A 13,897-nucleotide genomic window follows, 5' to 3' on the forward strand; every position below is an offset into this window, starting at 1 on the left:
CCGGGTGGCCGCCCCTCGGTGTGTGGCGTTCGTTAGGCCGCGAGCCTGGCCAGCGCCGCGTCGATGCGGGTCAGCGTCTCGCCCTTGCCCAGGATCTCCAAGGACTCGAACAGGGGCAGGCCTACCGTGCGGCCGGTGACGGCCACGCGGACCGGGGCCTGGGCCTTGCCGAGCTTGAGGCCGTGGGCCTCGCCGGCGGCCAGGACGGCTTCCTTGAGGGCCTCGGCCGACGTCCAGTCCGCCGACTCCAGCTTCTCGCGGGCCGTGCGCAGCAGGGCGTCCGAGCCCTCCTTCATCGCCTTCGTCCAGCTCGCCTCGTCGAAGACCGGCTCGGCGAGGAAGAGGAAGTCGACGTTGTCGGTGATCTCGGAGAGCACCTTCAGCCGGGTCTGGGCGTACGGGGCGATCGCCTCCCACTTGGCCTCGTCGAAGTCCTCCGGCGCCCAGGGGGCGAACGGCGCCTTCAGCCACGGGCGGCAGCGCTCCGTGAACTCCTTCACATCCAGCATGCGGATGTGGTCGGCGTTGATCGCCTCGCACTTCTTGAGGTCGAAGCGCGCCGGGTTGGGGTTCACGTCGGCGATGTCGAAGGCGGCGACCATCTCGTCGATGGTGAAGATGTCCTTGTCGGCCGAGAGCGACCAGCCGAGCAGCGACAGGTAGTTGAGCAGGCCCTCGGGCAGGAAGCCCTGCTCGCGGTAGAGGTTGAGGGACGACTGCGGGTCGCGCTTGGAGAGCTTCTTGTTGCCCTCGCCCATGACGTACGGCAGGTGGCCGAAGGCCGGGGTCCGCTTGGCGATGCCCAGCTCGGTCAGGGCCTTGTACAGGGCGATCTGGCGCGGGGTGGAGGAGAGCAGGTCCTCGCCGCGCAGGACGTGGGTGATCTCCATCAGGGCGTCGTCGACCGGGTTCACCAGCGTGTACAGCGGGGCGCCGTTGGCGCGCACGATGCCGTAGTCGGGGACGTTCTCCGGGGTGAAGGTCAGCTCGCCGCGGACCAGGTCCGTGAAGGTGATCGTCTCGTCGGGCATCCGGAAGCGGACGATCGGGGTGCGGCCCTGGGCCTGGTACTGCTCGACCTGCTCGGCGCTCAGGTCGCGGCAGTGGCCGTCGTAGCCGGACGGCTTGCCGGCGGCGCGGGCGGCCTCGCGGCGGGTGTCCAGCTCCTCCTGGGAGCAGTAGCAGTGGTAGGCGTGGCCGGCGTCGAGCAGCTTCTGGGCGACGTCCTTGTAGAGGTCCATGCGCTGCGACTGGCGGTACGGCGCGTGCGGGCCGCCGACCTCGGGGCCCTCGTCCCAGTCGAAGCCCAGCCAGCGCATCGCGTCGAGCAGCTGGTTGTACGACTCCTCCGAGTCGCGGGCCGCGTCGGTGTCCTCGATACGGAAGACCAGGGTGCCCTGGTGGTGCCGGGCGAACGCCCAGTTGAACAGGGCGGTGCGGACCAGGCCCACGTGGGGGTTACCGGTGGGCGACGGACAGAAACGTACGCGAACGGGAGAGCCGGGTGCGCTAGCCACGCTTGACAACCTTGTTGGTGAGAGTGCCGATGCCTTCGATGGTGACGGCGACCTCGTCGCCGACGTTCAGGGGGCCGACCCCTGCCGGGGTGCCGGTGAGGATGACGTCGCCGGGCAGCAGGGTCATGGCCTCGGAGATGTTGACGATCAGGTCCTCGATGGGGTGGATCATCTCGCTCGTGCGGCCCAGCTGACGCTGTTCGCCGTTGACCGTGAGCTGGATGGTCAGGTCGTTCGCACGGTCGAGGTCCAGACCCGTCTCCACCCAGGGGCCGAGCGGGCAGGAGGTGTCGAAGCCCTTGGCCCGGGCCCACTGCTTCTCGCGCTTCTGCACGTCGCGGGCGGTGACGTCGTTGGCGCAGGTGTAGCCGAAGATCACGTCCTTGACGCGCTCGCGCGGCACCTCGCGGCACATGCGGCCGATGACGACGGCCAGCTCGGCCTCGTGGTGCAGCTCCTGCGAGAAGGGCGGGTACTGGATCTCGCCCCCGGGGCCGATCACCGAGGTGGACGGCTTGAAGAAGGCGAACGGGGCCTCGGGCACCTCGTTGCCGAGCTCCTTGGCGTGGTCGGCGTAGTTGCGGCCGAACGCCACGACCTTGTTGGGGAGGACCGGCGGGAGCAGTCTGACCTTGCTCAGCGGCACCTTCGTCCCGGACAGCTCGTAGTCCGCGAACGGGATGCCCTTGATGATGTCGAGGACGAGTTCGTCCTGCTTTTCGCCCTCGACCGCGCCGAAGGCTACGTTCCCGTCGATGGAGAACCTGGCGATGCGCACGGGATCCTGCGCCCCTCACTGAGTACCGGCGTACTGACGCCCCAGGTTAACCGGTCGGGCTGCTGCGTTCGGGAAGGCGATACACGCGCAATGACGAGCGCGGCCCGGAGGATCGTCGTGCCTGCGACGATCTCCCGGGCCGCGCTCCACGTGCGTGTGCGGTGCCCGCTCGGCTACACGCCGGCCTCGGCCGCCGCGGCCACCGGGACCTCCATGAGAACCGTGCGCCTCGGGTTCGCCGTCTGGGCGGGGAGGTCGACGGAGTGCTCCGGCAGCTCGGGCGTCTGCAGTTCGTCGGCGTCCTCGAGGTGCGCCAGAGTCGTGCGCCGCGGGTTGGCTATGTTGCGGAACATCATCGTCGTCTTCACCGTTGTACGTCCTGTGGCCTCGTGTCGGAGTTGGCAGAGTCGCCCATCTTGTAAAGCGTCAGGCTAAACATGCGATTCCCCGCCACAGACATGAACCCCCCATGATCTGCATGTGAGTTTGCTCACGAATCCACGGGCAAACCGGTCAATTCCGGCCGACAACTCTGCCCGCCGAAACGGACATTGACCCCCTGAAGCATTCATTCCGCTCCTGATCATGGCGACTGGGACACGTGACACCAGGGGGCGACTCGCAGGGATACGCCTGCTTTGACCCAAATCACGCTCCACAGTTGGTAACTCACACCTCACAGCCCGTCACGTAGGTCACAGCTCGGGGCACGGCTCTTGTTGGAGATCCGGCACTGTGCTGGAATTCCACGGACCGCCGCGGGATCGAGCCGGCGCGCAGTGGGCGCAACGCAGCGCCGAGTGGCGGCGAGATAGGGGGGAACCTGCGCCGGTCACTCCAGACCACTCGGAGAGCGCATTCAGGGCGTTCTCCAATACGCCGACACCGTGTCCCTCCGTTCACGCGGAGGGGTGCCTGGTCCAGAGGTTGCGACGCTAGTGCAGGGACGTTTCAAGAGGGATGGCAGCGCTTCGGCGGAGCCGGAGGCGCACGGCGGGACCGACCGCGGCTCTTCGCCCCAGCACGCCCAGATCCCGGGCCCGGCCCCGTCCGGAGACGGCGGTGAGCGCCCCGGGCGCCCCGGCGCGTCCTCCTCGGCGGGCCCCACGAAGACCGGGAACCCCACCCCGGCCGTGAAGCCCGCCAAGGGCTCCACCGGCCCCGGTTCACGCATGGCCCTGCGCAACTGGCGCATCTCCACGCGTCTGGTCTCGCTGCTCGCGCTCCCCGTGGTGGCGGCCACCTCGCTGGGCGCGCTGCGTATCGACCAGAACATCACCGACATCCAGCAGCTCGACAACATGAAGCTGCTGACGGAGATGACCAAGCAGGCCACCGAGCTGGCCATGGCACTCCAGGACGAGCGCGACCAGTCCGCCGGTCCCCTGTCGCACGGTCTGAAGGCGACCGACTACCAGATCAAGGGCGACCAGGAGAAGACCGACCGGGCCCGCGAGAACTTCCTCAACGCCTCCGAGGAGATCGACGAGGCGAGCAAGAACGGCAACCTCCAGGGTGTCCGCGACACCCTGGTGAGCCTCGCCAACCAGCTGGACGACCTGGCCAAGATCCGCCGGTCCGCCTACCAGGCGAAGGGCAACTCGACGCAGACCGTCGAGTCGTACCACCGGCTGATCACCCAGCTGATCGACCTCTCCCAGGCCATGGCCGAGGCGTCCAGCAACCCCGAGATGATCACGCGCACCCGCGCCCTGGCGGCCTTCTCCAGCGCCAAGGAGTACGCCTCCGTGCAGCGTGCCGTCATCGCCGCGGCGCTGACGACCAGTGGCAACACCAAGGGCACGCTCTCCTCGAACGACCGCCTCTACGGCCAGTCGGCGTACGAGAGCGAGAACTCCGAGATCGCGATCTTCCGGAAGATCTACAGCAGTCAGAACCCGGACGAAACCCTCAAGCCGATCGAGGAGAACAACCCGACGATCCAGGGCGCCGACCTGTACGCCAAGCGGACCTTCGAGTCGCCCACCGGCCTCGACGGCCTGCCGGCGCGCTCGTACCGCGACTGGGTGGACGACAGCTCGACCAAGATCGAGCAGATGAAGAAGATCGAGCACTCGCTGCTCGAGGACATGGAGCAGAAGGCCCGCGAGCTGCGCAGCGCCTCCGAGCGCGACGCGATCATCTCCGGTGCGCTGATCCTGATCGTCCTCGGCATCTCGCTCGTCGGCGCGTTCGTCGTGGCCCGGTCCATGATCCGCTCGCTGCGCCGTCTTCAGGAGACCGCCACCAAGGTCGCCCAGGACCGTCTGCCCGAGCTGGTCAAGCAGCTGTCCGAGTCCGACCCGCAGGACGTCGACACGTCCGTGGAGTCGGTCGGTGTGCACTCCCGGGACGAGATCGGCCAGGTGGCCGCGGCCTTCGACGACGTGCACCGCGAGGCGGTCCGCCTCGCCGCCGAGCAGGCCCTGCTGCGGGGCAACGTCAACGCGATGTTCACCAACCTCTCGCGCCGTTCCCAGGGTCTGATCCAGCGCCAGCTGTCGCTGATCTCCGAGCTCGAGTCCCGCGAGGCCGACCCGGACCAGCTGTCCTCGCTGTTCAAGCTCGACCACCTCGCGACGCGTATGCGCCGTAACGGTGAAAACCTCCTCGTTCTCGCCGGTGAGGAGCCCGGCCGCCGCTGGACCCGCCCGGTCCCGCTGGTCGACGTGCTCCGCGCCGCCGCGTCCGAGGTGGAGCAGTACGAGCGCATCGAGCTGGCCGCCGTGCCGACCACCGAAGTGGCCGGCCGCGTGGTCAACGACCTCGTGCACCTCCTCGCCGAGCTGCTCGAGAACGCCACCTCCTTCTCCTCGCCGCAGACCAAGGTCAAGGTCACCGGTCACGCGCTGCCCGACGGCCGCGTGCTGATCGAGATCCACGACACCGGTATCGGCCTCTCCCCCGAGGACCTCGCGGCGATCAACGAGCGGCTCGCCTCGCCGCCCACCGTGGACGTCTCGGTGTCCCGCCGCATGGGTCTGTTCGTGGTCGGTCGTCTGTCCCAGCGCCACGGCATCCGCATCCAGCTGCGCCCCTCCGACTCCGGTGGTACGACCGCGCTGGTCATGCTCCCCGTCGACGTCGCCCAGGGCGGCAAGAAGCCCACGGGCAAGCCCGGCGCTCCCGCGCCGACCGGTGGTCCGGCCGCCGCGCAGGCCGCGGCCGGTGCCGCCGCCGCCCGCCGCAACAACGGCGGCAACGGCTCGGGCGGTGCCCTCGGTGGTGCCCCGTCCGGTGGCGGCCTCCTCGGCGCCGGTCCCTCCCCGCGCGGCCAGGTCGGCTCCGCCCAGGGTCCCCGGGCCGCGCTGCCCGGCGCCGGCCAGGGCGGCCGTCCCGGTGCGCCGGGCGGCGCGCGTGGTCCGCAGGGTCCGGGGGCCCCGCAGCAGGGCCGGCAGACGCCGGCCGGTGCGGGTGCGGGCGGCTTCGGCGGCCCGGGTGCCACGCAGGGCACGCAGTCCGCGGGCCTCGGCGGATCGCAGCAGGACGCCTTCGGCAGCCGTGGTCCGGCGCAGCCGCGCGGTGGCGCGGGCGCTTCCGACCAGGGCCGTCAGCCGCAGCTGCCGCCGCTCGGCGGTCCGCGGGCCGAGCTGCCCGGCAGCAACCCGCCCTCGCGCACCCAGGGCTGGAGCGACAACGCCCAGGCCCCGATGTCACGCGCCTCGCTGGACGCCCCGCGCGGCCACGACGAGCAGGACCCGGCGCAGACCTCGCGCATGCCGCGCGTCGACGACCGGCAGAGCCCGGGCACGACCGCGGAGATACCCCGTATCGACGCGCAGGGCCCGGCGGCCACGGGCGAGTTCCCCCGCCCGGACTTCGGCGCCAACGGCTCCACGGGCCAGTTCCCGCGCCCGGACCTGAACGGCACGAGCAGCTCGACGGGCCAGTTCCAGCGTCCCGGCACCCAGCAGGGCAACGGCCAGTTCGGCCAGCAGGACAACAACGGGTTCGTCCGCTCCGACGTCTTCGGCACGTCGGCGCCCGGGCAGCAGGACCCGCAGAGCACCGGTCAGTTCGCGGCCCCGCAGGCCTACGACGCCGGCTTCGACGGCAGCTCCACCGGCCGGCACGCGCTGCCCGGCCGCCCCGGCCAGAGCCCGGCGAACACCGGCCAGTCCGAGCGACCCCAGCAGGGCAACCGCGGCGACTTCGGTGCCTCGCGCCCGCCGGCCCCGCAGCAGCGTCCGGCCCGCCGGGAGCCGGAGGCGCTGCCGCCGGCCACCGGTCCGGTCGACAGCCGTACCCCGCTGTACGACACGCTGGAAACCAACTGGTTCCACGGCAACCAGCCGGAGCGGCAGCCGGACAACCCGCCGGCTCCGTCCCCGGCCCCGCAGCAGCAGGCGCCCGCGCCCGCTCCGCAGCGCTCTCCCGCCACCGGCACCTGGCGCACCTCGCCCAACGACGAACTCGTCCGTCAGGCGGAGCGTGTCCGGCAGCCCGCGGCGGGTGGCATCACCACCTCCGGCCTGCCGCGCCGGGTGCCCCGGGCGAACCTCGTCCCGGGCACGGCTCAGCAGCAACAGCACCAAGCCGGTCCGCAGGTCTCGCGTGCGCCTGACGACGTACGCGGCCGGCTGACCAATCTCCGTCGGGGTATCGCACAGGGTCGTCAGGTCGGCAACGGCCAGACCGGCAGCTACCCGAACCCCACTCACCAGCAGGAGCGTTAGTTGAGTCCGATGAGCCAGGCGGCACAGAACCTGAACTGGTTGATCACCAACTTCGTGGACAACACCCCCGGGGTGTCGCACACGGTGGTGGTCTCCGCCGACGGCCTTCTGCTGGCGATGTCCGAAGGCTTCCCGCGGGACCGCGCCGACCAGCTCGCCGCCGTCGCCTCCGGGTTGACCTCCCTCACGGCCGGGGCGTCCCGGATCTTCGAGGGCGGCAACGTGGCACAGACGGTCGTCGAGATGGAGCGTGGTTTCCTCTTCCTGATGTCCGTCTCGGACGGGTCGTCCCTCGCGGTCCTGGCCCACCCGGAGTGCGACATCGGCCTCGTCGGCTACGAGATGGCACTGCTCGTCGACCGCGCGGGTGCGGTACTCACCCCGGACCTGCGCGCCGAACTCCAGGGCAGTCTGCTCCACTGACCCGCCCGGCACCACCCACCTCACGAAAACACCGTCCGGCCGTCACAATCCCCCCACCGGCCCCTTCCGACGGCTTGACTGACCGACTTGCTGTCCCGCCCGGAGGATTCATGACCCCGCCCACCGCCTCTCATGATCCGTACGCGGAGCCGTACGGGGATGAGGGCGACCAGCCGCTGGTACGTCCGTACGCGATGACCGGCGGCCGGACCCGGCCGCGCTATCAGCTCGCCATCGAGGCGCTGATCAGCACCACGGCCGACCCGGCAGCGCTCATGGGACTGCTCCCGGAGCACCAGCGCATCTGCCACCTGTGCCGTGAGGTCAAGTCGGTCGCGGAGGTGTCGGCGCTGCTGGCCATGCCGCTCGGCGTGGCCCGGATCCTGGTGGCCGACCTCGCCGAGGCCGGCCTGGTCGCCATTCACCAGCCGGGTGGCGACGAGAACAACGGCGGCGCTCCGGACGTGACGCTGCTCGAAAGGGTGCTCAGTGGACTTCGCAAGCTCTGACGCGGGCCGGGCCACCACCTCGGCGAAGATCGTGGTGGCGGGCGGCTTCGGCGTGGGCAAGACCACGTTCGTCGGCGCCGTCTCGGAGATCAACCCGCTGCGCACGGAGGCCGTCATGACGTCCGCTTCGGCGGGCATCGACGACCTGACCCACACCGGGGACAAGACCACCACCACGGTGGCCATGGACTTCGGCCGTATAACCCTGGACCAGGACCTGATCCTGTACCTCTTCGGTACGCCGGGCCAGGACCGCTTCTGGTTCATGTGGGACGACCTGGTGCGCGGCGCGATCGGCGCGGTGGTGCTCGTGGACACCCGGCGCCTCGCGGACTGCTTTCCGGCCGTGGACTACTTCGAGAACAGCGGTCTGCCGTTCGTCATCGCCCTCAACGGCTTCGACGGCCAGCAGCCGTACACCCCCGACGAGGTGCGCGAGGCCCTGCAGATCGGACCGGACGCACCGATCATCACGACGGACGCCCGCCACCGCGCGGACGCCAAGAGTGCGCTGATCACGCTCGTGGAGCACGCCCTGATGGCCCGCCTGCGGTAGCACCCAAGTACAACGTGCCGTACGGCAGTTGTCGTAATGCCATCGGAGCCGACTGTGGCCTTTGACACGGTCGGCTCCGCTGTTCATAACAGTTCGGCAGAGGAATCACCCGGTATCACCACGCGACGCGGTCGAGCGGTACCACTGTGCTCACAAACGCCCCGCCTTTTGGCGGGGCTCGCTCTTTATGACCGTTTTATCTAGGGCTTACAAGAGCACCGTTCGGAGGTTTCCACTGTTTGGAAGTGCGCTGGTCCACGTGCTGGAATGCCTGAACTGCCCAATAGTCAAAGACGTACCTAGTGGTCGATGACGAACGGGGCTCTGAGAGACTGCGGCACGACGAAGGTGCCGACCGCCGAGAGGTTGTTGGTCGAGTGAGGCGAAGCAAGAACGGTCCCGAGCCGTCGGCGCGGGGCAACTTCACCCCGCCGCCGCGCGCTGCGGCGCCCACCCCTGTGCCCGGCTCGGAGCCGGCGGCCACTCCCGCGAAGAGCGGCAGCCGTTTCTCCCCGCGCAACTGGCGCGTGCCGACCAGGCTGAACGCGATTCTGCTCATACCCGTGGCGGTGGGTCTCGTCATGGGCGGCTTCCAGGTGAAGAACTCGATCGACACCTGGCAGGACGCTCAGGACGCGGAGAACACCGCCCGTCTGGTCCGGGCCTCGCTGTCGTACGCCGACGCTCTCTACAACGAGCGGGACATCACGGCCACTCCCCTGCTGAGGGGCAAGAGCCAGTCCCCGACCGTCAAGCAGGCCCGCGCCGCCACCGACCGCGCCGCCCAGGCCTTCGACGACGCGGCGCAGAACATGCCGAACAAGTCCGGCCTCAAGCGCCGGCTGACGCTGTTCCGCCAGGCCGAGCCCTTCCTGCAGACGCTGCGCGCCGGTGCGTACACCTCCAAGTTCACCGGTGTGCAGACCGAGGAGGGCTATGTCAAGGTCGCCCACCCGCTCATGGAGTTCGCCAACGAGCTGGGTCTCGGCACCGGAAACATCACCTCCTACGGCCGTACGGTCTACGCCATCTCGCTCACCAAGGCGGCACTGTCGCTGGAGCGCTCCATCGGCATGCACATCCTGGAGAAACCGGGTCCGGACGCCCCGAACCTGGCGAGCCAGCGTGTGTCCCTGTCCTCGTACGCCTACCTCGAGGGCATCGCCGTCGAGGAGTACCTGGGCGGTGGTACCCAGGCCGACGCGGACAAGCTCGACCAGCTGAAGAAGGACATCCAGACCAAGGCCGCGACCATGGCCCAGCAGGCCAAGGCCAAGAACCCGAACTACGTGCCGCCGCCGGACCCGAAGAAGATGATCGCGGCGCTCGCCATGCTGGACTCCACGGCTCCCGCCGCGCGCCAGCAGCTCGCTCTGCGCGGCATCAGCGCGGAGAACTGGTGGGCGGTCAACACCCTCAAGTTCAACGCCTACCGCACGATCGAGTCGGACATGGCCGACAAGGCCGTGAGCGAGGCGTCGAGCATCGCCGACGACGCCAAGACCTCCGCGATCATCACCGGCGCCGTGGTCGTCGTCGCCCTGCTCCTCGCGTTCATCCTGGCCGGTACCGTCGCCCGCCAGATGAGCCGCTCGATGCGCCAGCTGCGCAATGCCGCCTTCGGCATCGCCGAGCAGCGTCTGCCGATGCTGGTCGACCAGCTCTCGCGCACCGACCCCGGCCGCGTCGACACCCGCGTCGCACCGATCCCGATCAACTCGACCGACGAGATCGGCGAGGTCGCCCGCGCCTTCGACCAGGTCCACCGCGAGGCTGTCCGGCTCGCCGCCGAGCAGGCCCTGCTACGGGGCAACATCAACGCGATCTTCACCAACCTGTCGCGCCGCAACCAGTCACTGATCGAGGGCCAGCTGACCCTGATCACCGACCTGGAGAACAACGAGGCCGACCCGGACCAGCTGGAGAACCTCTTCCGCCTGGACCACCTGGCGACCCGTATGCGCCGCAACGGCGAGAACCTCCTGGTCCTCGCCGGCGAGGAGCCCGGCCGCCGCTGGGACCAGCCGGTCCCGCTGGTCGACGTCCTGCGCGCCGCCTCCTCCGAGGTGGAGCAGTACGAGCGCATCGAGCTGTCCGGCGTCCCGGAGGCCGAGATCCACGGCCGCGCCGTGACCGACCTCGTGCACCTGCTGGCCGAGCTGCTGGAGAACGCCACGACGTTCTCCTCTCCGCAGACCAAGGTCCGCGTCACCGCGACCCGTCTCCCCGACGGCCGCGTGATGATCGAGATCCACGACAAGGGCATCGGCCTCACCGCCGAGGACTTCGCGGACATCAACCACAAGCTGGCCAACCCGCCGACCGTGGACGCCGCGATCTCGCAGCGCATGGGCCTGTTCGTGGTCGGCCGGCTGTCCGACCGGCACGGCATCCGCGTGCAGCTGCGTCCCTCGGGCGAGCAGGCGGGTACCACCTCCCTGGTCATGCTGCCGGACGCGATCACGCACGGCGGTGGCGGCGAGGCGCCGCTGGACCGCGAGGAGTTCACGGTCTCCCAGATCATCCCGGAGCAGCAGTTCGGGGGTGAGAACTTCGGCCAGGTGGCGCCCATGCGCACCGCTGCCGAGCTGGGCTTCGACGACAGCCGCTACGTCGACGTCCCCGACGACATCCGCGGGCTGGACCCCGTCGGCCGCTCCCTGATGCGCGAGGGGCGCCGGGCGGCTCTGGAGTCCCAGAACCACGGCCAGCCGCAGGAGACCACCGAGCAGTCCGCGTACCAGGACGAGTTCGACGCGCAGCAGGGCTACGACGGCAGCAGCACGGGCTACACCGAGCAGCCGGCGTACCAGGAGCAGCCGCAGCAGGCGTACCAGGAGCAGACGTACGAGGAGCAGCAGCACACCTCGTACGAGGAGCAGTACGACGACCAGTACTACGCGCCGAACGGCGGTCTGCCGCAGCGCGACGGCTTCGCCCAGAACGGCGGCGGCTACCCCGAGCCCGCGTATTCGGAGCCCGCTCAGGACGAGCACGCGCCCGCGCACGCCTCCGCGTCCGACGGGTTCGACTCCTACGAGAGCCCGTCCTACCAGGACGACTGGCCGCAGCAGGACGCCTACCAGAACGGCTATCCGGCCCAGTACGCTCCGGAAACGGAATCCGCGCAGGCCGGTGACGCAGATGAGCGGAACCGCGTAGGCTTCGACCGTCCGGGACCGGCCACTCCCGCCGCCCACCAGCTGACCGACGCCGGGCTGCCCCGCCGCGGATCCGCCGCGAGCGGCTCCAACGGCTCGAGCGCCACCAACGGCACGGCACGCGTGCAGCAGGAAGCGCCGACTCCCGCACCGGGCAACTCCCCGGGACAGAACGGCGACAGCGGCTGGCGTTCGGCGAACGACGAGCGCTGGCAGCAGGCCGCGCAGCTCCGGAAGCCCAAGGCAGGCGGGGTCACCGCCTCCGGCCTGCCGCGGCGGGTACCCAAGGCCAACCTGGTCGAGGGCACCGCCGAGAGCACCCCTCAGGGAGGCCCACAGGTCTCCCGCGCCCCGGAGGACGTCCGGGGCAGGCTGAGCAACCTGCGTCGGGGCGTCCAGCGCGGACGCAGCGCAGGCAGTGAAACGAACGGCCAGGCCACTAGAAATCAACACAGTGGTCCTGACAGCACCTACAACCAGGAGCGTTAGTGTGAGCCCGATGAGCCAGGCGGCACAGAACCTGAACTGGTTGATCACCAACTTCGTGGACAACACCCCGGGGGTGTCCCACACGGTGGTGGTCTCCGCCGACGGACTCCTTCTGGCGATGTCCGAAGGCTTCCCCCGCGACCGCGCCGACCAGCTCGCGGCCGTCGCCTCCGGTCTGACGTCTCTGACGGCAGGCGCCTCCCGGATCTTCGAGGGGGGCAGCGTGAACCAGACGGTTGTGGAGATGGAGCGGGGATTCCTGTTCATCATGTCCATCTCTGATGGTTCGTCACTCGCGGTTCTGGCCCACCCGGAGGCGGACATCGGCCTCATCGGGTACGAGATGGCCCTTCTGGTGGACCGCGCGGGCACGGTCCTCACCCCGGATCTCCGTGCGGAGCTCCAGGGAAGCCTTCTCAACTAACAGACGAACGGTGCGTATACGCGTCCCGGGGCCGTAAGGTTTCGGGACGCGGCTCCACAGGGATGGGTGCCCGGCACGGTCGGAGGAGGAGAGAAAGTGGCAACACCCCCAGGCGGTTCGAATAGCGGCAACTGGTCGTACGGCCCTGCCCAGGGGCAGGGCGACGGTTCCGCGAACCGGTACAACTTCCCCTCCGCCCCGAGCCACCGGCAGCCGTACGCGCCGCAGGGCCCCGGTCCGTCGCCGTACGACCAGCCGCCGGCCCCGCGTATCCAGCCGGTACAGCCCCAGCGCCGCCCCGAGCCGGCGCCGGCCACGGCTTCCAACAACCCCCTGGTGCGTCCGTACGCCATGACCGGCGGCCGGACCCGCCCGCGCTACCAGCTCGCCATCGAGGCACTGGTGCACACCACCGCGCAGCCGCACCAGATGCAGGGCCAGCTGCCCGAGCATCAGCGGATCTGCAACCTGTGCCGTGAGATCAAGTCGGTGGCCGAGGTCTCGGCCCTGCTCACGATCCCCCTCGGCGTGGCCAGGATCCTCGTCGCCGACTTGGCGGAGGCGGGCCTGGTCGCCATCCATCAGCCCGGCGGCGACGAGAACGCCGGTGGCCAGCCAGACGTGACACTGCTCGAAAGGGTGCTCAGTGGACTTCGCAAGCTCTAGCGGCGGTCCTTCCCGCTCCACCACCTCCGCGAAGATCGTGGTGGCGGGCGGCTTCGGCGTGGGCAAGACCACGTTCGTCGGCGCCGTCTCGGAGATCAACCCGCTGCGCACAGAGGCCGTCATGACGTCCGCTTCGGCAGGCATCGACGACCTCACCCACACCGGAGACAAGACCACCACCACGGTGGCCATGGACTTCGGCCGTATCACCCTGGACCAGGACCTGATCCTGTACCTCTTCGGTACGCCCGGTCAGGACCGCTTCTGGTTCATGTGGGACGACCTGGTGCGCGGCGCCATCGGCGCGATCGTCCTGGTCGACACCCGCCGCCTCGCCGACTGCTTCCCCGCGGTCGACTACTTCGAGAACTCGGGCCTGCCCTTCGTCATCGCCCTCAACGGCTTCGACGGCAACCAGCCGTACCAGCCGGACGAGGTGCGCGAGGCGCTGCAGATCGGCCCCGACACCCCGATCATCACGACGGACGCCCGCCACCGCGCGGACGCCAAGAGTGCGCTGATCACCCTCGTGGAGCACGCGCTGATGGCGCGCCTGCGCTAGCCGAGCCGGCCGACTGCCTTGCCGAAGGGCCCTCCCCGCACGGCGAATTCCAGGGGTCGTTGCAACACAGTGATCAACTGGCTGTGGCCAGGAGCTTAGCGAGGCGCTCGGCTGGGGTTTCCCAGCCGAGCGTTTT

At 69.7% G+C, this 13,897-nt stretch carries 11 protein-coding genes; 8 read left to right on the forward strand and 3 right to left on the reverse strand.

From position 1 onward, the window contains the following. Positions 1-32 precede the first annotated feature (32 nt). The 3 genes from gltX to ACWC5O_RS37250 all read right to left on the reverse strand — a co-directional run bounded on the left by gltX (position 33) and on the right by ACWC5O_RS37250 (position 2,663). A complete protein-coding gene (gltX, locus tag ACWC5O_RS37240; protein ID WP_450590929.1) occupies positions 33-1,517 on the reverse strand; it encodes a glutamate--tRNA ligase in 1,485 nt (494 codons plus the stop codon). Further along, complete coding sequence (locus tag ACWC5O_RS37245; RefSeq protein ID WP_450590928.1) at positions 1,510-2,295, reverse strand: fumarylacetoacetate hydrolase family protein; 786 nt, start codon at positions 2,293-2,295, stop codon at positions 1,510-1,512. The genes gltX and ACWC5O_RS37245 overlap by 8 nt, the downstream gene beginning before the upstream one ends. Before the next feature lie 173 nt (positions 2,296-2,468). After that, positions 2,469-2,663, reverse strand: a complete 195-nt coding sequence (locus ACWC5O_RS37250) for a hypothetical protein (protein ID WP_450590926.1) — start codon at positions 2,661-2,663, stop codon at positions 2,469-2,471. A 570-nt stretch (positions 2,664-3,233) separates the two neighbouring features. Between ACWC5O_RS37250 and ACWC5O_RS37255 the strand changes: the two genes are divergently transcribed. The 8 genes from ACWC5O_RS37255 (at position 3,234) to ACWC5O_RS37290 (ending at position 13,761) form a co-directional block, all read left to right on the forward strand. Beyond that, positions 3,234-6,971 carry a nitrate- and nitrite sensing domain-containing protein gene (locus ACWC5O_RS37255; RefSeq protein ID WP_450590924.1) on the forward strand — a complete coding sequence of 1,246 codons (3,738 nt, stop codon included), beginning with the start codon at positions 3,234-3,236 and terminating at the stop codon, positions 6,969-6,971. 9 nt (positions 6,972-6,980) lie between these two features. Then, a complete protein-coding gene (locus ACWC5O_RS37260) occupies positions 6,981-7,394 on the forward strand; it encodes a roadblock/LC7 domain-containing protein (protein ID WP_003973453.1) in 414 nt (137 codons plus the stop codon). A gap of 110 nt (positions 7,395-7,504) precedes the next feature. After that, positions 7,505-7,903: a DUF742 domain-containing protein gene (locus ACWC5O_RS37265; RefSeq protein WP_019058642.1), complete on the forward strand. Its 399-nt coding sequence runs from the start codon at positions 7,505-7,507 to the stop codon at positions 7,901-7,903. Continuing rightward, positions 7,884-8,459, forward strand: a complete 576-nt coding sequence (locus ACWC5O_RS37270; protein ID WP_067301226.1) for a GTP-binding protein — start codon at positions 7,884-7,886, stop codon at positions 8,457-8,459. Before ACWC5O_RS37265 ends, ACWC5O_RS37270 begins: the two co-directional genes overlap by 20 nt. 377 nt (positions 8,460-8,836) lie before the next feature. Then, positions 8,837-12,109, forward strand: a complete 3,273-nt coding sequence (locus tag ACWC5O_RS37275) for a sensor histidine kinase (RefSeq protein ID WP_450592454.1) — start codon at positions 8,837-8,839, stop codon at positions 12,107-12,109. 10 nt (positions 12,110-12,119) lie between these two features. Next, the gene (locus tag ACWC5O_RS37280) at positions 12,120-12,533 is read left to right on the forward strand and encodes a roadblock/LC7 domain-containing protein (RefSeq protein WP_004983065.1); all 414 of its coding nucleotides are present in this window, start codon (positions 12,120-12,122) and stop codon (positions 12,531-12,533) included. A 96-nt stretch (positions 12,534-12,629) separates the two neighbouring features. Then, the gene (locus ACWC5O_RS37285) at positions 12,630-13,199 is read left to right on the forward strand and encodes a DUF742 domain-containing protein (RefSeq protein ID WP_450592453.1); all 570 of its coding nucleotides are present in this window, start codon (positions 12,630-12,632) and stop codon (positions 13,197-13,199) included. Continuing rightward, positions 13,180-13,761: a GTP-binding protein gene (locus ACWC5O_RS37290; RefSeq protein WP_071369867.1), complete on the forward strand. Its 582-nt coding sequence runs from the start codon at positions 13,180-13,182 to the stop codon at positions 13,759-13,761. The genes ACWC5O_RS37285 and ACWC5O_RS37290 overlap by 20 nt, the downstream gene beginning before the upstream one ends. Positions 13,762-13,897 lie beyond the last annotated feature (136 nt).

Source organism: Streptomyces sp. NPDC001450 (assembly GCF_053597295.1).

What these genes read in the sequence shown, in the direction of transcription:
- ACWC5O_RS37280 (WP_004983065.1), top strand. Translation starts at nt 12,120, where the DNA reads ATGAGCCAGGCGGCACAGAACCTGAACTGGTTGATCACCAACTTCGTG.
- ACWC5O_RS37260 (WP_003973453.1), top strand. Translation starts at nt 6,981, where the DNA reads ATGAGCCAGGCGGCACAGAACCTGAACTGGTTGATCACCAACTTCGTG.
- ACWC5O_RS37265 (WP_019058642.1), top strand. Translation starts at nt 7,505, where the DNA reads ATGACCCCGCCCACCGCCTCTCATGATCCGTACGCGGAGCCGTACGGG.